The organism is Sporosarcina sp. P29 (assembly GCF_002743265.1).
Taxonomy (GTDB): Bacteria; Bacillota; Bacilli; order Bacillales_A; family Planococcaceae; genus Sporosarcina.
The window spans coordinates 17,038-42,639 of record NZ_PDYX01000023.1; the positions used below are offsets into that span (position 1 = coordinate 17,038).

Annotated in this window: 24 protein-coding genes and 1 riboswitch; of the genes, 3 read left to right on the forward strand and 21 right to left on the reverse strand. The window is 45.9% G+C overall.

Going from position 1 to position 25,602, the window contains the following annotated elements:
* Positions 1 to 39 precede the first annotated feature (39 nt).
* The 4 genes from CSV68_RS14400 to CSV68_RS14415 form a co-directional block, all read right to left on the reverse strand.
* Positions 40 to 1,176, reverse strand: a complete 1,137-nt coding sequence (locus CSV68_RS14400) for an acyl-CoA dehydrogenase (RefSeq protein WP_099662492.1) — start codon at positions 1,174 to 1,176, stop codon at positions 40 to 42.
* 32 nt (positions 1,177 to 1,208) lie between these two features.
* Positions 1,209 to 2,060, reverse strand: a complete 852-nt coding sequence (locus tag CSV68_RS14405; protein ID WP_099662493.1) for a 3-hydroxybutyryl-CoA dehydrogenase — start codon at positions 2,058 to 2,060, stop codon at positions 1,209 to 1,211.
* Positions 2,061 to 2,075: 15 nt separating this feature from the next.
* The gene (locus CSV68_RS14410; protein ID WP_099662494.1) at positions 2,076 to 3,266 is read right to left on the reverse strand and encodes an acetyl-CoA C-acetyltransferase; all 1,191 of its coding nucleotides are present in this window, start codon (positions 3,264 to 3,266) and stop codon (positions 2,076 to 2,078) included.
* Positions 3,267 to 3,422: 156 nt separating this feature from the next.
* Positions 3,423 to 5,687, reverse strand: a complete 2,265-nt coding sequence (locus CSV68_RS14415; protein WP_099662495.1) for a (Fe-S)-binding protein — start codon at positions 5,685 to 5,687, stop codon at positions 3,423 to 3,425.
* Positions 5,688 to 6,095: 408 nt separating this feature from the next.
* Between CSV68_RS14415 and CSV68_RS14420 the strand changes: the two genes are divergently transcribed.
* Positions 6,096 to 7,295: an iron-containing alcohol dehydrogenase gene (locus CSV68_RS14420; RefSeq protein ID WP_099662496.1), complete on the forward strand. Its 1,200-nt coding sequence runs from the start codon at positions 6,096 to 6,098 to the stop codon at positions 7,293 to 7,295.
* Between the two features lie 277 nt (positions 7,296 to 7,572).
* Here the strand turns inward: CSV68_RS14420 and CSV68_RS14425 are convergent, their stop codons facing one another.
* The 13 genes from CSV68_RS14425 to CSV68_RS14485 all read right to left on the reverse strand — a co-directional run bounded on the left by CSV68_RS14425 (position 7,573) and on the right by CSV68_RS14485 (position 19,667).
* On the reverse strand, positions 7,573 to 8,154 hold the full coding sequence (locus CSV68_RS14425) for a cob(I)yrinic acid a,c-diamide adenosyltransferase (RefSeq protein ID WP_099634605.1): 582 nt from the start codon (positions 8,152 to 8,154) through the stop codon (positions 7,573 to 7,575).
* 1 nt (position 8,155) lies between these two features.
* Entirely contained in the window at positions 8,156 to 8,539 is a 384-nt protein-coding gene (locus CSV68_RS14430) for a bifunctional adenosylcobinamide kinase/adenosylcobinamide-phosphate guanylyltransferase (RefSeq protein ID WP_099662497.1), read from the reverse strand.
* Entirely contained in the window at positions 8,491 to 9,084 is a 594-nt protein-coding gene (locus CSV68_RS14435) for a histidine phosphatase family protein (protein WP_099634607.1), read from the reverse strand. The genes CSV68_RS14430 and CSV68_RS14435 overlap by 49 nt, the downstream gene beginning before the upstream one ends.
* On the reverse strand, positions 9,045 to 9,809 hold the full coding sequence (cobS, locus tag CSV68_RS14440; protein WP_099662498.1) for an adenosylcobinamide-GDP ribazoletransferase: 765 nt from the start codon (positions 9,807 to 9,809) through the stop codon (positions 9,045 to 9,047). The genes CSV68_RS14435 and cobS overlap by 40 nt, the downstream gene beginning before the upstream one ends.
* 12 nt (positions 9,810 to 9,821) lie before the next feature.
* Positions 9,822 to 10,640, reverse strand: coding sequence for a cobyric acid synthase (locus tag CSV68_RS14445; RefSeq protein WP_099662499.1), 819 nt, complete (start codon positions 10,638 to 10,640; stop codon positions 9,822 to 9,824).
* Positions 10,637 to 11,209: a bifunctional adenosylcobinamide kinase/adenosylcobinamide-phosphate guanylyltransferase gene (locus CSV68_RS14450; RefSeq protein ID WP_099662500.1), complete on the reverse strand. Its 573-nt coding sequence runs from the start codon at positions 11,207 to 11,209 to the stop codon at positions 10,637 to 10,639. The genes CSV68_RS14445 and CSV68_RS14450 overlap by 4 nt, the downstream gene beginning before the upstream one ends.
* Positions 11,191 to 12,264 (reverse strand): threonine-phosphate decarboxylase CobD, encoded by a 1,074-nt coding sequence (gene cobD, locus CSV68_RS14455; RefSeq protein WP_099662501.1) that lies wholly within the window; start codon positions 12,262 to 12,264, stop codon positions 11,191 to 11,193. Before cobD ends, CSV68_RS14450 begins: the two co-directional genes overlap by 19 nt.
* On the reverse strand, positions 12,251 to 13,204 hold the full coding sequence (cbiB, locus tag CSV68_RS14460) for an adenosylcobinamide-phosphate synthase CbiB (protein ID WP_099662509.1): 954 nt from the start codon (positions 13,202 to 13,204) through the stop codon (positions 12,251 to 12,253). Before cbiB ends, cobD begins: the two co-directional genes overlap by 14 nt.
* Positions 13,204 to 14,676 (reverse strand): adenosylcobinamide amidohydrolase, encoded by a 1,473-nt coding sequence (locus tag CSV68_RS14465; protein WP_099662502.1) that lies wholly within the window; start codon positions 14,674 to 14,676, stop codon positions 13,204 to 13,206. Before CSV68_RS14465 ends, cbiB begins: the two co-directional genes overlap by 1 nt.
* 2 nt (positions 14,677 to 14,678) lie before the next feature.
* A complete protein-coding gene (locus CSV68_RS14470) occupies positions 14,679 to 15,671 on the reverse strand; it encodes a FecCD family ABC transporter permease (RefSeq protein ID WP_099662503.1) in 993 nt (330 codons plus the stop codon).
* Entirely contained in the window at positions 15,664 to 16,650 is a 987-nt protein-coding gene (locus tag CSV68_RS14475) for an ABC transporter substrate-binding protein (RefSeq protein WP_099662504.1), read from the reverse strand. Before CSV68_RS14475 ends, CSV68_RS14470 begins: the two co-directional genes overlap by 8 nt.
* A 140-nt stretch (positions 16,651 to 16,790) precedes the next feature.
* Positions 16,791 to 16,917: riboswitch (cobalamin riboswitch) on the reverse strand.
* A 669-nt stretch (positions 16,918 to 17,586) separates the two neighbouring features.
* Positions 17,587 to 19,254 carry an arginine--tRNA ligase gene (gene argS, locus CSV68_RS14480; protein ID WP_099662505.1) on the reverse strand — a complete coding sequence of 556 codons (1,668 nt, stop codon included), beginning with the start codon at positions 19,252 to 19,254 and terminating at the stop codon, positions 17,587 to 17,589.
* Entirely contained in the window at positions 19,251 to 19,667 is a 417-nt protein-coding gene (locus CSV68_RS14485; protein WP_099634616.1) for a YwiB family protein, read from the reverse strand. Before CSV68_RS14485 ends, argS begins: the two co-directional genes overlap by 4 nt.
* A gap of 158 nt (positions 19,668 to 19,825) precedes the next feature.
* On the opposite strand from CSV68_RS14485, the gene CSV68_RS14490 reads away from it, so the two are divergent.
* On the forward strand, positions 19,826 to 21,880 hold the full coding sequence (locus CSV68_RS14490; RefSeq protein WP_099662506.1) for a transglycosylase domain-containing protein: 2,055 nt from the start codon (positions 19,826 to 19,828) through the stop codon (positions 21,878 to 21,880).
* Positions 21,881 to 22,055: 175 nt separating this feature from the next.
* Here the strand turns inward: CSV68_RS14490 and CSV68_RS17085 are convergent, their stop codons facing one another.
* Together CSV68_RS17085 and CSV68_RS14495 are read right to left on the reverse strand one after the other, a co-directional pair.
* Positions 22,056 to 22,277, reverse strand: coding sequence for a hypothetical protein (locus CSV68_RS17085; RefSeq protein WP_143561012.1), 222 nt, complete (start codon positions 22,275 to 22,277; stop codon positions 22,056 to 22,058).
* Between the two features lie 264 nt (positions 22,278 to 22,541).
* Positions 22,542 to 23,060 carry a YwhD family protein gene (locus CSV68_RS14495; protein ID WP_099634618.1) on the reverse strand — a complete coding sequence of 173 codons (519 nt, stop codon included), beginning with the start codon at positions 23,058 to 23,060 and terminating at the stop codon, positions 22,542 to 22,544.
* 67 nt (positions 23,061 to 23,127) lie between these two features.
* Between CSV68_RS14495 and CSV68_RS14500 the strand changes: the two genes are divergently transcribed.
* On the forward strand, positions 23,128 to 23,313 hold the full coding sequence (locus CSV68_RS14500; RefSeq protein WP_099634619.1) for a 2-hydroxymuconate tautomerase: 186 nt from the start codon (positions 23,128 to 23,130) through the stop codon (positions 23,311 to 23,313).
* A 48-nt stretch (positions 23,314 to 23,361) separates the two neighbouring features.
* Here CSV68_RS14500 and CSV68_RS14505 read toward each other — a convergent pair whose 3' ends face one another.
* Positions 23,362 to 23,868, reverse strand: coding sequence for a YwgA family protein (locus CSV68_RS14505; RefSeq protein WP_099634620.1), 507 nt, complete (start codon positions 23,866 to 23,868; stop codon positions 23,362 to 23,364).
* Between the two features lie 17 nt (positions 23,869 to 23,885).
* Positions 23,886 to 25,175: an HD domain-containing protein gene (locus CSV68_RS14510; protein WP_099662507.1), complete on the reverse strand. Its 1,290-nt coding sequence runs from the start codon at positions 25,173 to 25,175 to the stop codon at positions 23,886 to 23,888.
* Positions 25,176 to 25,602 lie beyond the last annotated feature (427 nt).

Below are 25,602 nucleotides of genomic sequence, written 5' to 3' on the forward strand. Positions count from 1 at the left end.
TGGTCACCGTGCCATGCGCTCCCCTAAGCGCGTCTACCTTTAGTTTGTGAGGTGTTTGGCGATGACTACTTTTTGAATTTCGCTTGTGCCTTCGTAGATTTGGCATACTTTGGCGTCGCGGAAGTAGCGTTCTACTGGGTAGTCTTTGGTATAGCCGTAACCGCCGAATACTTGGACGGCTTCTATGGAGTTGTCTACGGCTGCTTGGGATGCAAATAGTTTGGCCATGGAGGCTTCTTTGCCGCATGGTTTGCCTTCTGAACGTAGCCACGCTGCTTGGTAGACTAGTAGTCGGGCCGCTTCTGTTGCGGTGGCCATGTCGGCTAGTTTGAAGCCTATTCCTTGGTTGGCTGCGATTGGTTTGCCGAATTGTTCGCGTTCTTTTGCATAGGCAACCGAGGCTTCGAGTGAGGCTTCTGCTATGCCTAGCGATTGAGCCGCGATACCGATTCGGCCAACGTCGAGGTTGGCCATGGCGATTTTGAAGCCGCCTTCTTCTTCACCCAATCTATTTTCCACTGGAACTTTCATATTGTCGAAGCTGAGCGCGACGGTTCGTGAGCCGTGAAGGCCCATTTTCTTTTCGTCTTTGCCTATGGATAATCCCGGCGTATCTCGGTCGACGATGAATGCAGTGATACCGTACGTTCCTTTTTCAGGAGCCGTGTTAGCAAAGACGATGTAGACGTCCGCTTCCCCGCCATTTGTAATGAACATTTTGGAGCCGTTGATCACGTAATGGTCGTCGACTCGCTTCGCTTTCGTTTTCAATGAACCTGCGTCTGAACCGGACGATGCTTCTGTCAGACAGAATGCACCGAGGTATTCACCGGATGCCATTTTCGGCAAGTACCGATTTTTTTGTTCATCCGTACCGAAGTAAAGGATTGGATTCATTCCAACAGAAGTATGGACAGACAACACGACGCCCATGACGGCGCTGACTTTCGATAGTTCGTGAATCGCGATGATATATGACAGGAAGTCCATCTCTGAACCTCCATATTGTTCAGGCGCTGTAATTCCCATCAATCCAAGTTCGCCCATTTTCTCTAGTAGTTCACGTGGAAATTCTCCATCTTCCATCCGGGGTATCCAAGGCTCGATCTCGTTCTTTGCAAAGTCACGAACCATTTGGCGCATCATTTGTTGTTCTTCTGTTAATGTAAAATCCATCCTTTTCACCTCTTGCTTTCAACTTAATTCATTTATTCGTATGAATAAAAACCGCGGCCTGTTTTCTTGCCGTACCAACCTGCTTTGACGTATTTACGCAACAACGGGCATGGACGATATTTCGAGTCGCCGAATCCTTCATACAATGTTTCCATAATGTACAGACATGTATCGAGTCCAATGAAATCTGCTAGTTGCAGAGGACCCATTGGATGATTCATTCCCATTTTCATGACGTCGTCAATCGCTTCTTTCGTTGCGACCCCTTCGTATAATGTGAAGATGGCTTCGTTGATCATCGGCATCAAGACGCGGTTCGCAACAAATCCTGGTGCGTCATTCACTTCAACTGGTGTTTTATTGAGTTTCTTCGTCATCTCTTCAACTGCTTCGTAGACATCATCATCTGTCGCGAGTCCGCGGATGACTTCGACAAGCTTCATGACCGGAACTGGATTCATGAAGTGCATGCCGATCACTTTTCCTGGACGTTTAGTCGCTGCACCGATTTCCGTGATCGGTAACGAAGATGTGTTCGTTGCCAAAATCGTATGTTCTGGTGTGATTTCATCTAGCTCTGCGAAGATTTTCGTTTTGATTGCCATATTTTCAACTGCCGCTTCGATGACGATGTCGGCATCTTTGGCATTTTGCATATCTAGTGATTTCGTGAAACGACCTAGGACTGCTTGTTTCTCTTCCTCAGTCATACGCCCTTTTTCCACGTTGCGTTCTAAGTTTTTTGTGATGACTGCAAAACCTCGGTCGTATGCTTCTTTATTGAGATCATGAAGGGTTACTTGATAGCCTGCCTGCGCGCAGACTTGAGCAATTCCTCCGCCCATTTGCCCTGCACCGATCACGAATACTTTTTCAATTGTCATCTGGAATGCCCCCGGTCAGTTAGTTTTTGGTACTTCGATCATGATCGCATCGCCTTGGCCGCCACCTGAACAGATTGCTGCGATCCCGATTCCACCACCGCGACGATTTAATTCATTCGCCAGTGTCAGAACGACACGCGCTCCACTTGCACCGATCGGGTGTCCTAGTGCAACTGCGCCACCATTGACGTTGACTTTTTCTTCGTCTAGTCCAGCGATTTGTGAGCTTGCAAGCGCAACGACTGCAAATGCTTCATTGATTTCATATAGATCGATGTCGTCTGCCGTTTTTCCTGTTTTCTCAAGTAACGCCTTGATGACATGACCTGGTGTTTCAGGGAATCGTTCCGGTTCGATAGCTACTTCCGCGTGACCTAGAATAATAGCAAGCGGTTCTTTGCCTTGCTTCTTCGCTTCCTCTTCATTCATTAACACCACAGCACATGCACCGTCGTTGATGCCGGGTGCGTTTCCTGCTGTGACACTTCCGTCTTTACCGAAAGCCGGACGGAGTTTCGCCAACGCTTCAAGTGAGCTGCCTCTACGTGGGCCTTCATCTTCTGTCACAACGATTGGATCACCTTTACGTTGTGGAATGCTGACGCCAACGATTTCTTCTGCGAACAATCCGTTATCGATCGCTGCAAGCGCGCGCTCATGACTACGTAGTGACCATTCATCCTGCGTTTCACGGCTTACAGAAAAGTCATTTGCTGTACTGTTTCCGTATGTGCCCATGTGGACATTGCCTTCAGAGAATGAACACGTTAGTCCATCATAAATCATGCCATCAACCAATGTGCTATCGCCCATTTTCAAGCCTGAACGGACATTTGCGTAATACGGTGCGTTAGTCATTGATTCCATCCCACCAGCGACGATCGTTGTCTCATCCCCAAGACGGATCAGCTGATCAGCTAGTGTGATACTGCGCATTCCGGAAGCGCATACTTTGTTAATCGTTTCAGTTTTGACGCCGTATGGAATGCCGCCTTTGACAGCTGCTTGACGTGAAGGAATCTGGCCTTGCCCTGCTTGTAAAACAGTCCCCATGATGACTTCGTCCACTTGATCACCTTGTACGCCAGCACGTGCCAACGCTTCTTTGATAGCAATACCGCCTAGATCACTTGCTGTTTTCGATTGCAATGCCCCGCTTAATTTCCCAAATGGTGTTCTAGCACCTTGTAAAATCACTGTTCTCATTTTCCCATTCCCCCTAGTAGTTTACTGACTGAACGCTCGCTCGATATCTTACTACTAAATAAGAGGGTGCATAGCCCCTCTTATTTATAGTTCATTCAATTGTTAGCGCTTTAGATATCTTAATTGTACGGTATTGACACGATATTCGCAATAATTTTAATTCTGTTTTCCGTCGTCGTTTTTCGGTGTTTCATCCTCTGTTTCAACCGTTACAGCTAACTCAGGCTCTGACATCACTTCTTCCGACTCTACTACTTGTTCCACAACTACTGTTTCTTCTATCACTTCTTCTACTTCAGGTTCAGCGATCGTTTGGTGTTCGCCAAAAATCGAGCGTTCTAATAGTTCAGCAATATCGTATGTGCCGACTTGTTCTTCGACTTCAACTGCTTTCGTTCCATCTGACAACATAGTCAAGCAATACGGACAGCCAGATGAAATGATTCCCGGGCTGACTTCAAGCGCTTGTTCAGTTCGTGCGACGTTGACGCGCTGGCCTGCATCTTCTTCCATCCACATCATACCGCCACCCGCTCCACAGCACATGCCGTCTTCGCGGTTACGTTCCATTTCTACCAACTGAACGCCTGGAATCGCTTTAAGGATTTCTCTTGGCTGATCGTAGACATCGTTGTAGCGGCCTAAGTAACATGAATCGTGGAACGTGATTACTTCATCGATTGCATGTTTCGGTACTAGTTTGCCTGACATAACCAGTTCGTGAAGCAACTCGGTATGGTGTTTTACGATGACTTGCAGACCGAAATCTGGGTATTCATTTTTGAAGATATTGTATGCGTGCGGATCAATCGTAACAATTTTTGAAACATCCGCTTTTTCAAATTCGGCGATATTCGCTGTTGCGAGCTCTTGGAATAAGAATTCATTTCCTAGACGACGTGGTGTATCTCCGGAGTTCTTCTCTTTGTTACCAAGAATCGCGAAGCTTACCCCTGCTTCATTCAATAAATGTGCGAACGATAAAGCGATTTTCTGTGAGCGGTTATCAAACGCGCCCATAGAACCAACCCATAGTAAGTATTCGAAGTCTTCTCCAGCTTTCTTCGCTTCTTTCACTGTTGGGATGTGCAAGTCTGGACGTGCATCTCTCCAGTTTTCTTTCTCTTTACGGTTAAGGCCCCATGGATTACCTTGACGTTCGATGTTTGTCATCGCGCGCTGTGCATCCGGATCCATCTTCCCTTCCGTCATCACAAGATAACGACGAAGGTCGATAATTTTATCTACGTGTTCATTCATTACCGGACACTGGTCTTCACAGTTACGGCACGTCGTACATGCCCAGATCTCTTCTTCTGTGATGACATCGCCGATCAATGAAGGATTGTATAGTTCATCCATTGTCATTCCTTCTGCCGTAGCAGCGAGCGCCAATTGATTTCCTTGTGAGTTTTTAAACATGAGTTGAGGTACCCACGGCTGTTGCTTCGTCATGATCGCTCCTGTGTTTGTCAGGTGGTCACGAAGTTTCGTGATCAAGTCCATCGGTGACAGCATTTTACCTGTACCTGTTGCCGGACACATATTCGTACAGCGTCCACATTCTACACATGCATAGAAGTCGATCATTTGCGCTTGTGTGAAGTCGGTGATCTTGCCTACACCAAGTGGCGGCATATCTTCTTCGTCTTCAATTTCTTCCAGCGCCTCAAAATCGATAGGCTTCAAACGACCAGCGTGATCTAAGCGATGGAAATACACGTTTGCTGGACCTGCGATCAAGTGCGCGTGCTTAGATTGTGGTACATACACTAGGAATGTCAGCAATGTCAGTAAGTGTACCCACCAGCCGATAAAGAATATCGTGACGGATACGCCTGTCGGAACACCGCTAAATACCGTTGCGATGATCGATGCCATTGGCTCTGTCCATGTTGTGCCTTCATTATGCCAAATCATGTTCGCGCCGTTTGCGACTAGTGTGGAGAGCATGAGTAGTCCAATGAATATAAGAACTAAACCTGATTTCCAGCCGCGCTTTAGACGAACTAGCTTTTCCATGTAGCGACGGTAGAATGCCCATACAACCGCTACTAGGATGACGAATACGACAATCTCTTGGAAGAATGTAAATGCCGGATACAACGGGCCAAGTGGCAGATGTGACCCCGGTTTTAAGCCTTTCCAGATGAGGTCGATTGCCCCAAATTGAACGAGTAGGAAACCATAGAAGAACATGACGTGGATGGCCCCACTCTTTTTATCTTTCAATAGTTTTTTTTGTCCAAATACGTACACCCAAATTTTCTTCAGACGCGCTTTGACGTCGTTATCGAATTCTTCTTTTCTCCCCAGTCGGATGAATTCGTAGCGAGTTTTTAATAAGTATAGGAATAGACCAAAGCCGTATACGACGACTGCTACAAATAAAATCCAGTTTGCGATGAGTAGTATATTCATCTCTTATTCCCCTTCCATTTCTTCTACTTGAGATTCCCTTTGAGAAACCGCTTTCAATTATATTCTATGTATAGTGTAATAATGAATGATCATTCAGTCAACTGTTTTTGAAAGTTTATTTTTTATTTTCTAACTATGGTTGAAAGGTCTTTTTGTCAAGCAATCATTTATTTATTGTAATAATTCACTCATCTAAAGCTGCTAGTATAGGCTTTATCGAACTGCTGATTTAATTTCTAACTCTAGATTAGATGTAAAATTGTTCTACATTCATGAAAATTTACCCGAGATACATTTAGTATATCATTATTGAATCAATTAGAATATTCTTATTTTATTATAGTAAATATAGTCATTTCATGATAACGTTTTCATAATGTGTTGCTAGCATTGGAAAGGGGTTTTACTATGTATCGATTATATGCGCGCTCAGTTCAAAAAGGGTTCAAAGTCGGAATGAATTTTTTACCTTGGAGAGAGCCTGAGCTGTTAGTCGGGCCTGGTAGTTTGGAAGGCCTTGCAGGGAAAGTGAAAAGTCTTGGAATACGTAGTGTGCTCATTATTACAGATCGCGAAATTGCCAAACTCGGCTTACTCGACGTCATGCTAGTCGGGCTCAATTCACTCGGCATTAACTACTTAGTGTATGACCAAACTGTCGCGAATCCTACGATCATCAACATTGAAGAAGCACGTGGTTTGTACGTAGCGAATGATTGCGAAGCACTCATTGCGTTCGGTGGCGGTTCCCCGATTGATTGCGCAAAAGCGGTGGGTGCCAGAATTGCGAGACCCGAGAAACAAATTCCTGAAATGAAAGGTTTATTCCATGTGCGCAAGCGAATCCCCACGTTGTTCACCGTACCGACGACGGCAGGAACCGGAAGTGAAGCGACGCTAGCTGCAGTCGTGACGAACAGTGAGACGCATGAGAAGTATGCAATCAGTGATACGTCGTTGATCCCCCACTACGCTGTGCTCGATCCATTGTTAACGATGAAATTGCCGCCAGCGATTACGGCGGCTACTGGAATCGATGCGTTAACCCATGCAGTCGAAGCATATATTGGCAACAGTAATACGAAAGAAACGTGGAACGATAGCCGTGAAGTCGTACGACTCGTGTTCTCCAATTTATATGAAGCCTATCGCAATGGAGATAATTTGACTGCGCGAACGAATATGCAACGCGCTTCTTATTTAGCCGGCAAAGCATTTACTCGAGCATATGTCGGCAATGTCCATGCCATTGCACACACGCTGGGCGGATTTTATAATGTGCCGCACGGATTAGCGAATGCGATTATTTTGCCGCACGTACTCGAGTATTACGGCGAATGTGTGTATGAACCACTTTCTGAGTTGGCTGATTTAATTGGTATTACCAGTCATTCGGATACGAAGCGCATGAAAGCAGAGAAGTTCATCGAGGAAATTCGGGCGTTGAATCATGCGATGAATATTCCCGAGCAGGTGGATGGGATTATGGGTGAAGATATTCCACTGATGGTGAAACGCGCGTCAGCGGAAGCGAATCCATTGTATCCTGTGCCGAAGATTTTGAGTAAGAGAGAGTTTACGAAGTTGTATGAGGTGATTCGGGGTTGATGGGGTTGTGTGGATGTGCGGGGCGATTGAGCGGATACGCGGGTGTATTGAGCGCTTAGACCTTGACATTGAGCGGACATGCAGACACTTTGAGCGCTTGGGCCTCGACATTGAGCGGACACGCAGACACTTTGAGCGCTTTGGCCTCGACATTGAGCGGACACGCAGACACTTTGAGCACTTAAGCCTCAACATTGAGCGGACACGCAGACACTTTGAGCACCACACCACAAAAAACAGGGCCCCTAGTCCAACCGGGGGCCCTGTTTACTTATGATCACTTCTCTTTTTTCTCATTCGTGCGGAAGACTTTTGCACTGCGGACATATTCATTGTCTGAAATACCTAGTCGAGCGTTGACGATGCGTGCCGCTACGAATAAGTAGTCCGATAGACGGTTCAAGTAGCGTCCAACAACCGGTGATACGTCGTCTGCTGCGTTCATCAGTGTGACGGTTACGCGTTCAGCGCGGCGTGTGACAGTGCGCGCGATGTGCAATGTCGCAGCTGCTGGTGAGCCACCTGGTAGGATGAAGCGTTCTAGTTCAGGCGCTTCTTCCATTAGCTTATCGATTCGGTTTTCAAGAACTGTGACAGGTTCTTCGTCGAGCTTGTAGTGACGCTCTTTCATGACGTTCGCTAAGTCACCGCCACCATCGAACAATTCATTTTGAATCGTTTCAAGATCAGTTAGGATATCTGCAAACTTTTCACCGTCAAGTTCCGTCATAGCTTTACCGATGAATGAATTCAGTTCATCGATTGTGCCGTATGCTTCGACGCGCAAGTCATCTTTTGCGACGCGTCCACCAATTAAACTTGTCGTTCCTTTATCGCCAGTCTTCGTATAGATTTTCATTTCACTTCACTCCTTTGATTGTGTGAGGTATACCATACCAAATTCTTGTGACAGTTGTTGCTTCTGTGAATAATTGCTGGTATAAACGGCCACAGCGATCGCGAAGTTCTCTTTGCTGTGCATCAAACGGGACAATACCCCGCCCAATTTCCGTCAAAATAAAGACGGTGTTCGGTCCGCTGATTTCGTGTACTGCGTTGCTAGCTTCTGATTCTGTTATGTCTGTAGTCATCAGCCACTCATCTAAATCGGTAATGATGAGTGATTCACCGGGTTTAGCGGTTGTTGCTGTATCCATTGTACAGAAACTTGCCGCCGAATCGCCAATCCAACGTCTCACATAGTCCGTTTTGCCGTTATAGGCACCGCCGATAAAGACGTGCATGGCTTCCCCTCCTTGAATTCTTCTTCGCTAGCCCATTCGAGTTGCCAGATGGAGCCGTTCGTTACGTCCCAGTCCCAAAATGAATATTGGTCTTGTGTGAATGTATCGAGCACTACTCGAATCACGCCGCCATGCGTCACGACGACCGCTTCATTCGGTAGTTCAGCTAATGCATCCAGCACCCGAGACTTAACTTGTTGCAATGTTTCTCCATTACGCGGTGGTGTGTTCCACGAATCATCTAGCCAGTTGCGATAGTCAGGATCATTTTTCAATTGATCATATGTCCGCTCTTCAAAGTCGCCGAAATTACATTCCCGCCAGCGCGGATCAGCCGTAAAGTCTATTTGCGGAAAATAAATGGCCGCTGTTTGACGCGTTCTGATCAAATCACTTCCCACTACATGTTGGACAGCTACTGGAAATTCAATGGCCTCGCCTTCTAGAGAAACCAATTCGCTATCCGTCCACCCACAATAGATCTTCTGTGCATTCGCCGTCGTCTTTAAATGCCGAACGAGAAATATACGATAAGGACGAGCCATAAAAGCACCTCCATTCCTTCAATGAATGCTCCACATAGATCCCCAGTGACACCGCCAAAATGTTTGATCGTCCAGCGATGATAAAGCCAGATCGACAAGCAGATGACGAGTAGCATGATGGGGATTAATACTATGGAGCGTAATTGAATACTTAACAAAACAATCGTCACTAGGCTGATCGCACTCGATGCAACAAGCATCCGCCCCGGCAAGAAATGTTGTTTGAAAAAGTACGCAATGCCACTCGGTTTGGCCGTTTTCGTTACTGTATAATATCCTACTAAAGCCGCGCGAGAGAGAATCGGCACTGCCATAAGCAACGCCCAGCCGTTTACAAGTTGTAAAATTTCAATGAATAAACCAATTTTCAAACAGAGTAAAACGAGTAACGACAACGTGCCAAATGCCCCGAGTCGTGGGTCATCCATGATGGTCAGACGTTTTTCACGATCTTGATAGGAAAAGAATGCATCGCCAAGATCGGCAAAACCGTCTACATGCAAGCCGCCCGTGGCAATGAGGCCCGCTAGCAAAATGAATACCGCCGCAAGGAAACTATTGAAATCACTCGTAATATAGGCAACGCCCGCTAGTAGTAGACCGATTCCCCCGCCGACGAACGGCAGGGCGATGTACATGCCAGATACTTCTTTTTTTCCTAGCGGTAGCTCCTTATGAACAGGTAGCGCTGTGAAAAATTGGAGCGCTAATAAAATGCTATTCATCTTCTCGCTCCTTTACGCCAAAATAGATTGAATGAATGGCCAGTCGATATGTTTCTTAACGTGAGCCGCCCATTGTTCGTAGACATCGATCCCTTCCGTTGCAGGAAGCGTGGCACGATCGACGTCTTCTTCTGGAATTCCATGGTTTTCTAAGACAGGAATGACACCCACAACTGGAATCCCCGTGTAGTTTTCAATAAATTTCACGCCATCTTCAAAATAAGAAGCGTCGCCGTAAAATTTATTGATGAGTATCCCTTTGACACGCTGACGTCTTTCTTCTGAGAGTAATTGAAGCGTGCCAATAATCGATGCAAAAGCACCACCTTTAGAAATGTCCGCGACTAGAATGACAGGCACATCTGCCAATTCCGCAACGCGCATATTCGTCAGTTCACGATCCATCAAATTTACTTCCGCAGTACTCCCCGCTCCTTCGATAATTAGCGTGTCGTAGTGATTGGACAAGTAATTTAACGCTTGTTGGATTGTTTCAAGACCTTTGTCGAACCACTCTTCACGAAAAGTTTCCCCATCAATCGTTTCAAGCGGTACGCCCATCAATAGAACTTCAGCCTGCAAGTGTTCTTTCGGCTTCATCAAAATAGGATTCATTTCAACAATCGGTTGCGTGCGAGCTGCTTGTGCTTGCTGGAATTGGGATCGACTGATTTCACGTCCGTCTGCTAGTGTTTCGGAGAATCCGGACATGTTTTGTGATTTGAAAGGCGCTACATGCACGCCTTCATTCGCAAGCAGTCGGCATAACGCAGTGCAAATCATCGTTTTACCAACATCTGATGCAGTACCAACGATCATTAATCCGTTCATATACGTTCCCCTTTCCAGACGATCGGAATGCCGTGATCCATTTCAATCGCACGATCTGCAAACTCCACGATTCGTTGATGAAGTGTACCGATTGTTCGGCGGTATATTTCCGTCTCTTCTTCATATTTCGGCCACTCATCGAGGACTTCATTGGAAACGATGACTAGATGGGAGACGATTTCTTTCATTTGCGTAATCGTACGAAGTAATTTTTCCTGCTTTTGTTCTAAACAGCCCGAACGCGAAACGCAAGGTGTCCCTTCTTCGTATCCTTCATACATTTCATTGGCGAGCCATGTAGTGAGGCAATCCCATAAAACGAGATCGCCTGGCTTTAGAAACGGTAACACTTCATGGAGATTTTTCGGTTGCTCGATTGTGTGCCAATTCGCCTGTCGTCGATCTTCTTTATGTTGCTCTATCCGTTGTTTCATCTCTTCATCGGACGCTACACCGGATGCGATATAGACGAGACGACCTGCTGGCTGATTCGTCAGCAGACGTTCCGCATAAGCACTCTTTCCACTGCGCGCACCGCCACTGATAAACGTTACTGTCGCTTGAACCATTGATCCATCACCTCCCGCAGTGTTGCCATCATGGGTTCGGACTTCATGCCAATCCGTAACCAGCGCCCGTCCATCCCGCGGAAGTTTTCCGAATGGCGCAGGACGATGCCTTGTTTCAATAAATCTTTATACAGCTTCTTCGCATCTTGCAGGGGCTTCATGACGACATAGTTTGCTGAAGAATCGAGGACTTCACAGCCATGTACGCGTAAAAACTGGGTCATTTTCAAGCGTTCTGTTTGCGCATGCAAAATCGCCTGTTGACGATACGCCTCTTCCTGCAGACATAGTACACCGATTTCAGCGGCAAGCCCGTTGACATGCCAATGGGAAGCTTGTTGTTTAAGTGTTTCGATTCGTTCAGGATGTGCGATGAGATACCCTAGACGGATACCAGGAATCGCGTACATCTTTGTCATCGAGCGGACAATTAACAAATTCGGATAGTTCGCGACTTGCGGAATACAGGACTTTGATTCATCGACGAAATCAATGAACGCTTCGTCTAACACAACATCTGTCGAACTACTATTAGCTGCTTTTATAATCGTTAGTAGCGCATCTTTTGTAGGCAAATAGCCTGTCGGGTTATTAGGTGTGCAAATATAGATTGCATCCGCTTCAGGTAATGCCTCCAGAATCTGACACATAGGCAATTGAAAACCTTCTGATTCAACAGCTTGAAGCGATACGACTTCTGCGCCGTTTACTTCAAGCGTGGCGCGATATTCAGAAAAAGTCGGGTCAATTAAGAGGACTCGTTTCCCTCGGTAGGTCCCTGCCAATAAAGATAATATTTCTGCCGCACCATTGCCGACAAGCATTTGTTGTTCGTCTACTTGATGATAGTCGGAAACTGCCGAACGAAACGGCTGACCGTCCGGGTCTGGATAACTGTTGAGCGTCGAAATTAGAGTAGGCCATGCTTCCACTACAGACGGTGGAGGTCCTGCTGGATTACAATTTTCACTGAAATCGAGCACTTCATCAGGCATCGTGATATTCATTGATGCATACAATCGTTTGCTGTTTGCGCCGTGTTCAGGCAAGCGCATAGAAAATCCCTCCTAATACTGTGCCGAGTGACCAGAAAGTCCAAGACACGACTTGCATTTGATACGTAGCGGAACGGATATGTTCTTTATTCGCAATGACTGCCGGACCAAGTACCGCTCGTTCCGACACTATTCCGCGATATGTACTGCTGCCGCCTAACTGGATATTGAGTTGCCAAGCCGTTGCTGCTTCCAGATAACCGCTGTTCGGGCTCATATGCTTTTTGGCATCGCCTAACCAACCACTAATTCGCTGTTTAAATGCATGTCCACCTTCATTCGGAGTGAACAGTAAAATAAGTAACCCTGTAATCCTTGAAGGTATCCAGTTAAAGAGATCATCCATATGAGCCGAAACTTTTCCAAATTCACGGTAACGCTCATCTTTATAGCCAATCATAGAATCGAGAGTATTGACTGCTTTATATAGCCAGAGACCCGGTGCTCCGAGCAAGAATGCCCAAAATAATGGAGCTGTGATCCCGTCCGACGTATTTTCCGAAACCGTTTCAATCGTAGCACGGGATATTTCACTTTCATTGAGCTTCTTCGTATCCCTGCCGACAATCCAACTGAGTTTCTCACGTGCTTCGCTCAGGTCTCCTGATTTTAATGGCTCATAGACTACTAGTGCCGCATCACGCAAACTCTTTTGCGCAAGTCCTGCCGCAATGAGTAGCGCTTCGATTGCGATGCCTGCGAACAGATGCAGACGATACGCGATACTGACGAGCCAGATGACGAGAAGAAACGTCGTCAGGCAAATAAGCAACCATACAACTGCACCTTTTACAGTACGCATACGGCCTTTGTTCAATAGTTTTGTCAAATTACTAATTGTCGTACCTAGCCACTTGACTGGATGTGGCCAGTTCGGAGGATCGCCAATGAGTCGGTCGAGTACCATGCCGATCGTGATCGCAATAAAATGTGCAGGGATCATCGATGCTCACCTACTGCTAATCGATATGAATGAATAGCTCGCACCGTACAATCATAAACCCCTTTACCGATCAACTTCCCGAGTTGTGTTATCGGACCAGCGTAGGGCAAATGTTCTCCTTGCTGTGTAGACGCAATCAGCAAGCTGTCTGTCGAAGTACCTGTAGCGACCGTGCCGGATTCCGGATCCTTCACTTGCTCATCTTGCAATGCTTTCACTTTCGCTTCTGTTGCGGTAATCAATGCTTGGACGAAAGCTTCTTCACTTAATTCTCCATTAATGAAGACCCATGTATTGATCGTTCCTATGTAAGGAATATCTTCACGCTGCCAGGACTTCGAAACGTCCACTGCGTTTCCAACACCTGCTGTCACCGCCACGACAATCGAGCCGAATTCTCCTTCGTATTCCTCCACTTCAACATGCTCCGGACTAACGGCAGTCATCATGGCGACGGTATCTGTCAGATGATAACCTAGCGCACGCAAGTAATCCATGTTCTCTTTTTGTACATCATCGATCATATAATCCGCACGCACACCACGATTGACGAACGTCCGGTACCAGCCAAGTCCTGCATTATGAACTGCGGAAGAAATCGTCTTCAGTGGTTGGCTTGATTGCAACAATACGTGATCTTGCTGAATCGATACGTCTGCTTTTTTTACACAAAACCGTTCTACCTTTTCTTGTAAGTTCGGCAATAGCGTCATTTGAGGCTTCGGCATTTCAGGATGGGGCTGTGTTTTGACGCGCGCGTTGTACACATGATGGATTTCTTGCTCGAGTACGACATCTTGCGGCGTGCCAATGGATGCTACTTCCCCGTTCTTCAACAGCAACAAACGATCACAATAGAGAGCGGCCAGATTGATGTCGTGAAATACTGAGATGACCGTGATCCCCTTCTGTCGCGCTTGATTGCGTATCGTATCGAGCAATTGCTGCTGATGCGCGATATCGAGATGGTTCGTTGGTTCATCCAATAATAAAATAGGTGCTTGCTGGGCGAGTGCCTGCGCAACGAATACGCGTTGTTGCTCGCCTCCTGATAATAATTCAATCGCGGTATTTTCATATCGCGTGACACCTGTATGGTTCATCGCTTCCTGCACTGCTTGCTCGTCCAACTCCGACCAACTCGAGAAAATCCCCGATTGATACGGGTAACGACCAAGTGCGACGGTGTCTTTAACGCTATGGGAAAAGGCATGCGCATGAAGCTGTGGCAAGACGGCCACTTGTTGTGCGAACTGCTTCTGGGTATAGGCGCCAGAAGGTTTACCTGCAATCATCACTTTACCGCTTTGTTTCGGCAAAATCCCCGAGATGATTTTCAGTAACGTAGATTTCCCGCTACCATTCGGCCCTAAAATCCCGAGAACTTCTCCTTTTTCCACGTGGAACGACACATTTCGCACAATCGGTTCCTTGCCGTAGCCTCCCGATAAATTGTCCACTTGCAACATCTTCACATCGCTCCTTTTCTACGTTGTTTGTAAAAGATATAGGCAAACACCGGAGCGCCAATGAATGCTGTAATGACACCGACCGGTAATTCAGCCGGCGTAATAATAGTTCGTGCTACGAGATCGCAAATGATCAATAACGATGCACCGTTAAATAACGATAAAGGCAATACGTGACGGTGATCGGAGCCCCATAACATGCGTGTCATATGAGGGACAACTAGGCCGACGAAGCCGATTGTTCCAGATACAGCAACAGCAGAACCTGTTAATACCGAACCACCTAGCAAAATCATTAATTTACGCTGTTTGACATTAACTCCGAGATGATGCGCACGTTCTTCACCGAATAATAAAGCGTTCAATTCGCGGCGATTGAGCCACAGCATGAATGAGCCGATAATGAAAAACGGTAGGACCATTACAATATAATTCCAGCCACGCATCGATACGCTACCGAGCAACCAACCGACAATCTGACGGAGTTCTTCTTGCGTTAGCGCGATCATTAGCGACAGCACGGAGCCGAGAAATGAACCAAAAATAATTCCTGTTAAAATAATCGTTTCCATTTTCATGGACCGGTCGACCAGTCGAGCAAAACCGATTACTAGAAACATCGTCAATGCGGCACCAATCATACTAAATACAGGTAAGGTGAATGCGCCAAGAACCGGTAACGAAATACCAAAAAAGAGTGTGATCACGGCGCCGACAGAGGCACCGGATGACACTCCGAGGGTGTAAGGATCAGCTAATGGGTTTTTCAATAGCCCCTGGAAAGCGGCTCCTGAAATAGCCAGTGATGCACCGACGATTCCTGCCAGCAACACACGTGGCATACGGATCTTCCACAAAATATTACTTGCAGTCGCATCCGATTGATTCCATAGCGTCTCTATTGGTATTTTTACTGTACCGATCGATACGCCGAGCCAGATCGCCACAAGCAATGTGGCAATCGACACGACATAGGCGAGAGCGGTTTTATTCACCGAATACCTCAGGATAGACTGCTTTCGCAAACAGCTCTAATCCATCAGCCAAACGTGGACCTGTACGGCTTGTGATATCTTCATCCAGTTGAATGACTTGATCTTCTTTGATCGCAGTCACCGCATCAAACCCGTCACGCGTTTTAATATTTTCTACGACGTTCGGAATATAGCTATACATAGCCAAAATCACATCCGGATTTTCATCGACAATCGTTTCAGGGCTGATCATAATCCAGCCTTCTTCTGTGACGATGTTTTCAGCGTGGATCATATCCAAGAATTGCTGAGGGAATGTTCCTGTTCCTGGTGTATAGATTTCAGGTGCATCAGAGTTTTCAACAAACACGCGCTTCTTGTCTGTGATGTCTGCTGCTTTCTTTTCGATATCCGCAATTTTTGTCTTCATATCTTCAACGATTTGATTCGCTTCCACATTTTTGTCCATGACTTGACCAATCAGTTCAATCGTTTCATATGTCTCTTCAAAAGTTCCTGCATTCGGTACGACGATTACCGGGATGCCTGCGTCACGAATTTGTTTCAAACCTTCTTCATTCGAACCCATCATCATTTCATGTGCGAATACCGCTTCTGGCTGCAATGAAATGACTTTTTCTACGTTGACCGTAAAGTCCCCTACTGTATCAAGCTCCGTGACTTCTTCAGGAAAATCATCGTTTTCTGTTACTGCGATAACTTGATCCCCTGCATCAATACCGAATAAAATTTCCGTGTTGCTTGGAATTAATGAAATGACAGTTTCCGGCGCTTGCTCAAATGTAATTTCTTCGTCCGTTGCATCTGTCAACGTGTATGGATAACTCGTTGTATCCGCTGATTGTTGTTCTGTTTTCGATTCTTCGCCAGACTGATTTTCATCTGCCGGTGTTTCTTCTTTTTTACTGTCGCTTCCGCATGCTGCGAGTAGTAGTACCGCGAGCATTGCTGTCAGCATCAGTTGCCAAAACTTCTTCATGTGTGTTCCTCCTCTAATATATGTGGTGCATTACGCAAGCCGCAGACATGAAAAAAGCCTCCGATAGTTCGAAGGATTAAGTGGGATGAAATCAGCGCATGATTTCTTCCACTGTACCTATCCTCGTAGGTTGCTGCGGAACTTCATTTTCTAAAAAGGCAGGTGACCTGGCTTGTGCATGGCACTTACAGTGGCGGGACCGCATCGGATTTGAACCGATTTCGCATTTCATCTCAAGTTTCGAGAACCTTTTCAGAAGATATGTAATTATGACTTATTATAGCGATAATAGCGGTGGTTGTACAGGGGATAGGGAGAGATTGAAACGTGTTTGGGAGTGAGGCTCCAGCAGGGGGACGCTTTCCTGAGGGGCCGCGATGAACCAACCAGTTCGTTGCACTCTCTTTGGTTGTCTCATCTGTCGACCTGATCCTCTGGGAGTCGCCCCCTGCTTCCGCCTCACTCCCTACTTTTTGTTGTGTTGACAGGTTTAACCGCTTTTAAATTGTTGATGCGTCTAGGGTCATTGGAACTTTTTGGACATATTCATTTTTTCAACAAGATAAGTACGCAACGCATCAATTACATCCCCTTCTCGATATGACAAGAAAACACGAGGTGTGCCCTTGAACTTCACTTTCACACTCAAGAAAGGACACCAGTGAAGTGAAGCGAAGTGAGAGCCGTTACGGAGGACGGCTTTTGCGAGTAAAAGCGAAGCGTTAGGAGCACATCTTTGTACTTGAGGCGGCGACTCGGGGAGGATCAGCTCGACAGGCTAGACAACCGAAGGAAGCACAGCGACCTGGTTGGCTTGCCGCGAGCCCTCCCGAACGCGTCCGCCTGGAACGCAGCGAAACGTTGCTCTTCCACTTCCCCTCAAAAAGCGAAAACAAAAAAGCCAAGCAGTAATCCCGCTTGGCCACTTTCAATATATTACATTCTTTCAGGTGCTTCGACGCCTACCAATTTCAACGCATTCGCAATCGTCGTTTTCGTTGCTGTAATTAAAGCCAAGCGTGCTTCGGAAAGATCCTTGTTCTCAGGATCCAACACTTTGTTCGCATTATAGAAACTATGGAAGCTAGCTGCTAGCTCTTGAATATACGTCGTCACACGGTGTGGTGCGCGCATGCGAGCTGAGTCGCTAATTAGTTTCGGGAAGTCTCCGAGTTTCTTTAGTAGCTCTAGCTCTTTCTCGTCTTGCAATAGCGTGACGTTTTCTGTTGATGCTTCTACGTTCTGCTCTTTCGCCTGACGCAAGATCGAGCAAATACGCGCGTGCGCATATTGTGCGTAGTAGACAGGGTTTTCATTGGATTTGGATACTGCCAAATCTAAATCGAAGTCCATTTGTGCGTCGCCTGAGCGCATCGCGAAGAAATAACGTACAGCGTCTAGGCCGACTTCTTCTACGAGTTCACGTAGTGTGACGGCTTTTCCTGTGCGCTTGCTCATCTTGAACTTTTCTCCGTCTTTATAAAGCTGAACCATTTGCGCCACTTCTACTTCAAGCGTATCGCGGTCATAACCAAGTGCCTGGATTGCCGCTTTCATACGTGGAATATATCCGTGGTGGTCTGCTCCCCAAATATTGATGAGTTTATCGAATCCGCGACTCAGTTTATCTTGGTGATAGGCGATGTCTGGTGTTAAATACGTAAATGAACCGTCTTGTTTGATCAGTACACGGTCTTTGTCGTCGCCAAATGTAGTGGAACGGAACCAAGTGGCACCGTCTTCTTCATAGACGTGACCATTTTCACGAAGTTTATTGAGCGCGACTTCGATCTTGCCATTGTTATATAAAGACGTTTCCGAGAACCAGTGATCGAAATGAACGCGGAAGTCCGTTAAGTCTTTCTTTAGTTTATCCAATTCGATATTCAAGCCGTGTTCGCGGAAAAATGCAAGTCGCTCTTCTTCTGGAACATCGACATACTTGTCGCCGTATTGTTCGACGAGGCCTTTTGCAATCGTGATAATGTCTGCACCACGATAGCCATCTTCAGGCATTTCTTTTTCTAATCCAAGCGCTTCGAAATACCGAACGTCAATAGATAACGCTAAGTTATTTATTTGATTACCCGCATCATTGATGTAGTATTCGCGCGCTACGTCATAGCCAGCTTTGTCGAGAATATTACATAATGAATCTCCAAGGGAAGCGCCGCGTGCGTGCCCTAAGTGCAAGTCTCCTGTTGGATTCGCTGAGACGAATTCAACTTGGATTCTCTGTTGCTGTCCGCTGTCTGAACGTCCGTAGTCTGCTCCTTGGTCCAGGACAGATTTTACGATATCTCCAAGACTGTCTGTTTTCAAACGGATATTGAGGAAACCAGGTCCAGCAATTTCAATGGAGTCGATTGCGGTGTTCGTCGTATCCAAGTTCTCTAGAATACTTTCCGCAATTGCACGTGGTGGTTTTTTCGCTAGTTTCGTCAACTGCATCGCAATGTTCGCTGCATAGTCTCCATTTTCTTTACTTCTTGGTGATTCCAGTTTGATTTCTGGAATATCTGCACCTTCGACTAGTTGTGCTTTTTCAATCGCTTGGTGCAATGCTTCTTTAATCTCATGTTGAATCTGCTCTACTGCATTCATTGTGTTACCTCCGAGTAGGTTATTGTCAAATGGTATTTCCCTAATAAACTGTCGTCTGAATGTAAGTCGTACGCTACCGTAAAGCGTCCAGGTACCCACTCCAGTTGATTCGTACGAACGGCTAAATCCATAACCGCAGGGCCATTTCCGTATGTGCCAAAACGAACATCGTCTTGTCTGAACGGCAATCGCATCTGCACGCCGCCCTTACGCATGATGAAAGCATCTTCGGCATGTAATTTCACGGTCGTTCGAACTGCTGGCATTCCTTCTAATCGTTCTTCAAACAATAAGTAGGCCTGCCCTTTTTTCTCAATGATTTCTCCAGTCGCTTGCATCGTATGCGTTTCTGCTTGCTGTTCTGGATGTTGAATAACGGAACGGAGCTGAACTTGCATTTTTGGCGCTTCCATTCGTTCACCGCCTTAAGTAAATAGATTCACTCATTATACACTTCTTCCGGCACTAGTTTCAATGTTACACGTCTAAACTTTTCCTGTGAGCCGTTTAATCCGGCCATAACCGTCCCATACTGTCAAAAGATACTGAATGGAACGGGATGTGATGAGCAATGAAACGTACCGATTATATAAAGTCCACCAATCGAAAAAAGTGGAAAAAGATTGCATTATCCCTGTCGATCACGTCCATAGCCGCGATCGTAACGGTCTTAATCGCCCTTCGAATATATGCTCAAGTACTTGGCGCTCCTTCATTGAGCGTACCAAAGGCTTCATTGTTCCTCGATCATAGCGGGCATCAGATCGGGGATCATTTTTCACAACATAGACGTTATTGGATGAAGCTATCCGATATGTCCCCTTTTCTTTCGGACGCTTTCGTAGCAACCGAAGATAAGCAATTTTATTCGCATAATGGATTTGATTATAAACGAATTGCGGGTGCAGTTCTGAAAGACGTAAAAACGATGAGTAAGGCGCAAGGTGCGAGTACGATTACTATGCAATATGCGCGGAATTTGTATTTGACGCACGAAAAGTCTTGGACACGGAAAATCCATGAGGCGCTGTTTGCCTATCGACTGGAAATTTTCTATGACAAGGATACGATTTTGGAAGGTTATTTAAATACTGTCTACTTTGGCCATGGAATGTACGGCGTGGAAGCGGCTAGTCGATTTTATTTCTCCAAAGCCGCGAAAGAGCTGACATTGGAAGAAGCCGCTACGATTGCAGCTATCGCAAAAGGACCTTCCATTTATTCACCTCTAGATAACCCAGAGAATTCACGCAACCGCCAACTTCTCGTACTCGATCAAATGGAGGAATATGATTATATTTCAACTGCGCAAAAGGAACGCGCGGTGGAAGAACGTATCGTATTGCAGACAGAGAGTTGGAAAGACATGAAGCAAGTGGCACCTTACTTTTTGGATGCTGCGTGGCAACAGGCGGAAGACATCCTTGCTTCGAAAGGCCGAGTACCTGCGGAAGGTGGCTGGCAAATCCGAACGACGTTGAATCAGCAGCACCAACAAGCAGCTGAACAAGCCATCCAACAAGCAATGCCTGCAAATGATCTGCAAGTTGGATTCATTTCCATGGCTGCAGACACCGGATTTGTCACGTCGATGGTCGGTGGAGTGGATTTTGGCGATAGTTCCTTTAACCGTGTGACTCAAGCGAAACGTCAGCCAGGATCTGCAATGAAGCCGATTCTCTATGCAGCAGCGCTGGAAAAAGGGATGAACCCCTTAACGTTCATGACAGCCGAAAAGACGCTGTTTACGTATGATGATGGTCGTTCGACCTATGAGCCGAGCAATATTAACGGAGAGTTTGCGGCGAAACCGATTTCATTAGCACAAGCAATTGCGATTTCGGATAATATTTACGCAGTCAAAACGCTTGAGCAAGTCGGTTACAAGCCGTATACGAAAATGGCGCAGCGACTTGGCATTGATGTCGCATTTCCTGAATCCCCTGCGGTCGCGCTTGGAACTTCCGATGTGACACTGTTCGAGATGACGACAGCATATAACCGCATTGCGTCAAAAGGAAAACAAGTCGAGCCTCAAATGATTCTATCGATTACAGATGCGAACGGAAAACTGATCTATGAGCATCCTTCGAAGAAACCGAAGCAAGCAATGTCGGAACAAGACGCGTTTGTGCTGACGCATTTAATGACTGGAATGTTTGACCCTGTCTTCAATGATTATTTAACTTCTACAGGTTTGTCGATGCGCCCAAAACAAACGCGGCCCTACGCGGCAAAGTCTGGAACGACGATATCGGATCAGTATTTGATTGGATTCTCGCCCACATTAACAGCGGGCATCTGGACAGGCTTCGATCGCGGCAAACAACTGGAGGATTTAGAAGATAAAACAGTCTCGAAAAAAGTCTGGATTGATTTCATGGAGGCTGCGCATGAAGGAACGGCGCCACAACCATTCCTTCCCCCTTCTGGTGTCCAAAGCGTCGTTGTCGATATCGAAACTGGCGGAATTGCGGTCAATGAATGCACGAAGCAGCGATTGGTCTATGTGAAGGATAAAGATGTCCCGAAAAAGTTATGTACGGATCGCTCGTTGCGAGAACAAAATTCAGGAGAAGAGCAAAATTCTAAAATGGATTTATTCCCGTTTTCGTTTTTTGAGTAATGTGGAGTGATTTGGTTTTTTCGAGTTATGAGCGGGTGAGCGGCGGGATTGATCGCATACCCCGTAATTATGAGCGGATACAGACCAAGATAGAGCGGACATTTCTCCTCATAGAGCGGTCGTGCATCAACAATGAGCGAGTACACGAAATATTGAGCGCATAGGCAATTGAGCACTAGAGGCAGACGACAATGAGCGGAAGGCTGCTTGCATAGAGCGGATAGCCGTCCCGATTGAGCGGATAACGACGAACTATGAGCACGTTGCCAGGGTGATTGAGCGGATTCGTCTCGAGATAGAGCGCTTGACCACTCGCATTGAGCAACCAGCCGTCGCGATTGAGCGAATAGACACGAACTATAAGCGCCACAAATAAAGTGAATCCAAAAATCCCCATTAAAAAAGCCTCGTTCTCCGTATCCGCGGAGAGCGAGGCTTTTTGACCGTTATGCAGGGATCGAATGAATCCGCACTGCTTGGGTTTGTGGTTTCATCAAACGACTGTCTACATAGCGGGTGTCCTAGATTACAGCGCAAAGCTGTATGTTTAGTTTACTTCCTTTGTTGCAGACATTCAACCTCAAAGAGGACGTAATCCAATTTGTCACATTTTTGACGTATTTGACGAGATTTATACTTTTCAATGATGTTCTTTTACGTCTTACTCCGTACGCAAACCTTCGTGTAATTCAGGTGTACTACGTTCCCACAGTTCTGCGTTATGCGACTTCAGAAAGTCTTTAAGAATTTTTTTCGAACGATCGTCCATATCGTCTACGATAATTTGACGTTTCAATGATTTGTCCATGCGGTTGACGTGGTCAGCGAGTAGCTTATAGCCACGTCTCTTTTCACGGTTAACTACCATTTCACAAGCTGTAATTCCTGCATAATACGGTCCTTCCTCACGGTAATCAATGGTCACCCAAACTAACCAGTACGGCTTTCCACCTTCAGAATCTTTGCGGTCCTTGGTGAACTTAATACCTCGCTCCGTATCACTTCGAGCATGCATAGCACCCATTTCCACTTGTGCTGTACCTGCTTCTACATCAATGATCACAGGTGAAATGTTTTCTAGCGACAACGAACCTATGCCAAACCCTTTATGTCCATCTGTGGGATCATTTTTTATTATTGTAAAGCCTAACTTTGGTTTTGAGTTTTGCTCACTTGCCATGTAAATCGCCCTCCATCTCTGTTATTATATGTACTATACCTGAATTTTCTGCTAAGGAGGAAATGAAATGCCATACGTCACAGTAAAAATGCTTGAAGGCCGCACTGACGACCAAAAACGTGCACTATGTGAAAAAGTTACGCAAGCCGTTGTGGAAACGACTGGTGCTACTACTGATAGCGTAACAGTTTTCATTGAAGAAATGCCAAAAAACCACCTTTTTAAGGATGGGAAACTTATGAGTGAACAGTAAAATCAGCAAAAGGATTCTCATCGCGAGAATCCTTTTTACTTGATCCATTTAGCTGACTGAACTCACTTGCATCTCCTCGATGAAGGCAAAAGCTTGTTCCATTTCCTGATCAGTAAAGTTCAGTTTGTTTTTCACGATACGTACTTTAGCAATTTGATCCTCTTTGTCGAGCTGATCGAAAAACAGTAATGTAGAGACCAATTCCAAAAAGCGTGACGACTTCTCATTCAATCGCTCGATACATTTTGGCAACTGTTCTTTCGGTGCTTCTGCTGTCGCAAGGAATTTCGACCCTTCATCCGTCACTTGATAGCAATATTGCTTATACGAACCCTTATCCTCGAAACGTTCAGCCAAAAAGCCCATTTCACACAATTCTTCCACTCGCAATGTCAGTTCTTCCGAATAAGGACCATACATATGAAGTTCGTATTTCTCAGCAAACGGGAAATTCATTTTTTTCAATATATAAACCATCTTCTGCATTTTCTTACGGCCATTTACTTCATTCGCCAACGATATAAACTGAACGATTTTTGCATGCTCTTGCAGCAAGTCCCGCAACCCCTCTCTTAACCTCTTAACAATTCCAAAATCTTCTCATGCAACGGGTTTCCATCTATCAATAAGTCTTCCGGATAATAAATTTTATGGTCTGTTCTGCGTTTGCCTGATATCGCTTCGACTACATCAGACATGCGCGACAGTTCACGTAAATCGCCATTTTCTAGTTGTAAATAAATCGGCACACGCTCATTCTCTTCACCTGGACGATAAAAGTCGTACGGTAAGTCAGATGAAGAATCCGTCACTAAATAATAGTCAGGATCGAGCCCTGCTTCTTTGAATAATGTAATAAGTTCGCCAAATTTCATGTACTGCACTGCAGGATCGAATTCGGCATATTGAAATAGCCGTCTGTTCACGAAGCGATCACATAAATCCGCTAAAATCGTATCGTCCTCTTCCATCCATAGCTGGAAATACGTCAATAACACGCCCTCATCAAGAGCTATGTACTCTTTCAATTTGAACTCTTGTGCGAAGAACGAAATGAAATGCATAGGTTCTTGCTTAAATGCATACCCAGTTTCAAATAAATGTTTCGCTCTGTGTAAAATTTTGATCAAAATCACTTCTGCACTTCGCGACACGGGGTGGAAATACACTTGCCAGTACATTTGATAGCGACTCATAATATAGTCTTCCACCGCGTGCATACCGCTCTGCTTGATGACGACTTGATCTTCGGTCGGACGCATGACACGCAAAATCCGTTCCATGTCGAAATGGCCATAGGAAACACCAGTGTAATACGCATCGCGCTGAAGATAATCCATACGGTCTGCGTCGATCTGACTGGAAATCAAGCTGACGACCAATTTATCAGGATACGTTTTGTCGATGACATCTGCCACTTTTTGAGGAAAATCTGGCGACACACGACGCAGCACTTCATGGACTTCTGTCCGTTCCAATAAAATTTGCTGGGTGAATTGTTCGTGATCCAGATTGAACACTTTTTCAAATGCATGGGAAAACGGACCGTGTCCCAGATCATGCAATAGCGCTGCACAAAGAGCGACGAGTCGCTGTTCTTCGTCCCATTCTTCACGCCCACTGAAGCCGTCGTCGAGAATTCGTCTAACGATTTCATAGACACCGAGCGAATGCTGGAAGCGGCTATGTTCTGCACCGTGGAACACTAGGTACGTGGTGCCGAGCTGGCGAATCCTACGCAATCGCTGGAACTCACGCGTGTTGACCAGGTCCCATATTACGCGATCCCGAACGTGTATGTAGCGGTGCACGGGGTCTTTAAACACTTTCTCTTCGGACAGTTTTTCATTTTGGTACGCCATGTCGTCACCTCATCCTTCATTCGTTCCAGTATAACAAAAAACGACGGAACGTGACATAGTACTCTATGACGGATTTTAAACAGGATTGTGTATGGAATTTCAAATTTAGGATAGTTACTTAGTATCTACAAGGGGATTGCTGCTGGCTTAAGTTCAAATGCGAGTAGCTTAAGAATATAAGGTGAATTTGTGAGTGCGAGGGGATGGAAGCTCCAGCCGACGGACGCTTTCCCATGGGCCTGCGGTGAGCCAACCAGTTCGCTACGCTCTCTTTTGGTTGTCTCACCTGATCAGGCTGATCCATCGGGAGCATTCCTGTTTGGTTAGTGGAACCCTATTGAAATAGAAAAGTCCCCTTGGTATGATTCGGGGTGTCAAGGCGTCGACGGCTTGACCCCTAATTATAACCAAGGAGGACTCACATGAA

Excerpts from the sequence above, each read along its gene's own strand:
- CSV68_RS14400 (WP_099662492.1), bottom strand. The coding sequence starts at position 1,176 with ATGGATTTTACATTAACAGAAGAACAACAAATGATGCGCCAAATGGTT.
- CSV68_RS14405 (WP_099662493.1), bottom strand. The coding sequence starts at position 2,060 with ATGACAATTGAAAAAGTATTCGTGATCGGTGCAGGGCAAATGGGCGGA.
- CSV68_RS14410 (WP_099662494.1), bottom strand. The coding sequence starts at position 3,266 with ATGAGAACAGTGATTTTACAAGGTGCTAGAACACCATTTGGGAAATTA.
- CSV68_RS14415 (WP_099662495.1), bottom strand. The coding sequence starts at position 5,687 with ATGAATATACTACTCATCGCAAACTGGATTTTATTTGTAGCAGTCGTC.
- CSV68_RS14420 (WP_099662496.1), top strand. The coding sequence starts at position 6,096 with ATGTATCGATTATATGCGCGCTCAGTTCAAAAAGGGTTCAAAGTCGGA.
- CSV68_RS14425 (WP_099634605.1), bottom strand. The coding sequence starts at position 8,154 with ATGAAAATCTATACGAAGACTGGCGATAAAGGAACGACAAGTTTAATT.
- CSV68_RS14430 (WP_099662497.1), bottom strand. The coding sequence starts at position 8,539 with ATGCACGTCTTTATCGGCGGTGCCTATAACGGCAAAACGGACTATGTG.
- CSV68_RS14435 (WP_099634607.1), bottom strand. The coding sequence starts at position 9,084 with ATGGCTCGTCCTTATCGTATATTTCTCGTTCGGCATTTAAAGACGACG.
- cobS (WP_099662498.1), bottom strand. The coding sequence starts at position 9,809 with ATGAATAGCATTTTATTAGCGCTCCAATTTTTCACAGCGCTACCTGTT.
- CSV68_RS14445 (WP_099662499.1), bottom strand. The coding sequence starts at position 10,640 with ATGAACGGATTAATGATCGTTGGTACTGCATCAGATGTTGGTAAAACG.
- CSV68_RS14450 (WP_099662500.1), bottom strand. The coding sequence starts at position 11,209 with ATGGTTCAAGCGACAGTAACGTTTATCAGTGGCGGTGCGCGCAGTGGA.
- cobD (WP_099662501.1), bottom strand. The coding sequence starts at position 12,264 with ATGCGCTTGCCTGAACACGGCGCAAACAGCAAACGATTGTATGCATCA.
- CSV68_RS14465 (WP_099662502.1), bottom strand. The coding sequence starts at position 14,676 with ATGTTGCAAGTGGACAATTTATCGGGAGGCTACGGCAAGGAACCGATT.
- CSV68_RS14475 (WP_099662504.1), bottom strand. The coding sequence starts at position 16,650 with ATGAAGAAGTTTTGGCAACTGATGCTGACAGCAATGCTCGCGGTACTA.
- argS (WP_099662505.1), bottom strand. The coding sequence starts at position 19,254 with ATGAATGCAGTAGAGCAGATTCAACATGAGATTAAAGAAGCATTGCAC.
- CSV68_RS14485 (WP_099634616.1), bottom strand. The coding sequence starts at position 19,667 with ATGGAAGCGCCAAAAATGCAAGTTCAGCTCCGTTCCGTTATTCAACAT.
- CSV68_RS14490 (WP_099662506.1), top strand. The coding sequence starts at position 19,826 with ATGAAACGTACCGATTATATAAAGTCCACCAATCGAAAAAAGTGGAAA.
- CSV68_RS17085 (WP_143561012.1), bottom strand. The coding sequence starts at position 22,277 with ATGGGGATTTTTGGATTCACTTTATTTGTGGCGCTTATAGTTCGTGTC.
- CSV68_RS14495 (WP_099634618.1), bottom strand. The coding sequence starts at position 23,060 with ATGGCAAGTGAGCAAAACTCAAAACCAAAGTTAGGCTTTACAATAATA.
- CSV68_RS14500 (WP_099634619.1), top strand. The coding sequence starts at position 23,128 with ATGCCATACGTCACAGTAAAAATGCTTGAAGGCCGCACTGACGACCAA.
- CSV68_RS14510 (WP_099662507.1), bottom strand. The coding sequence starts at position 25,175 with ATGGCGTACCAAAATGAAAAACTGTCCGAAGAGAAAGTGTTTAAAGAC.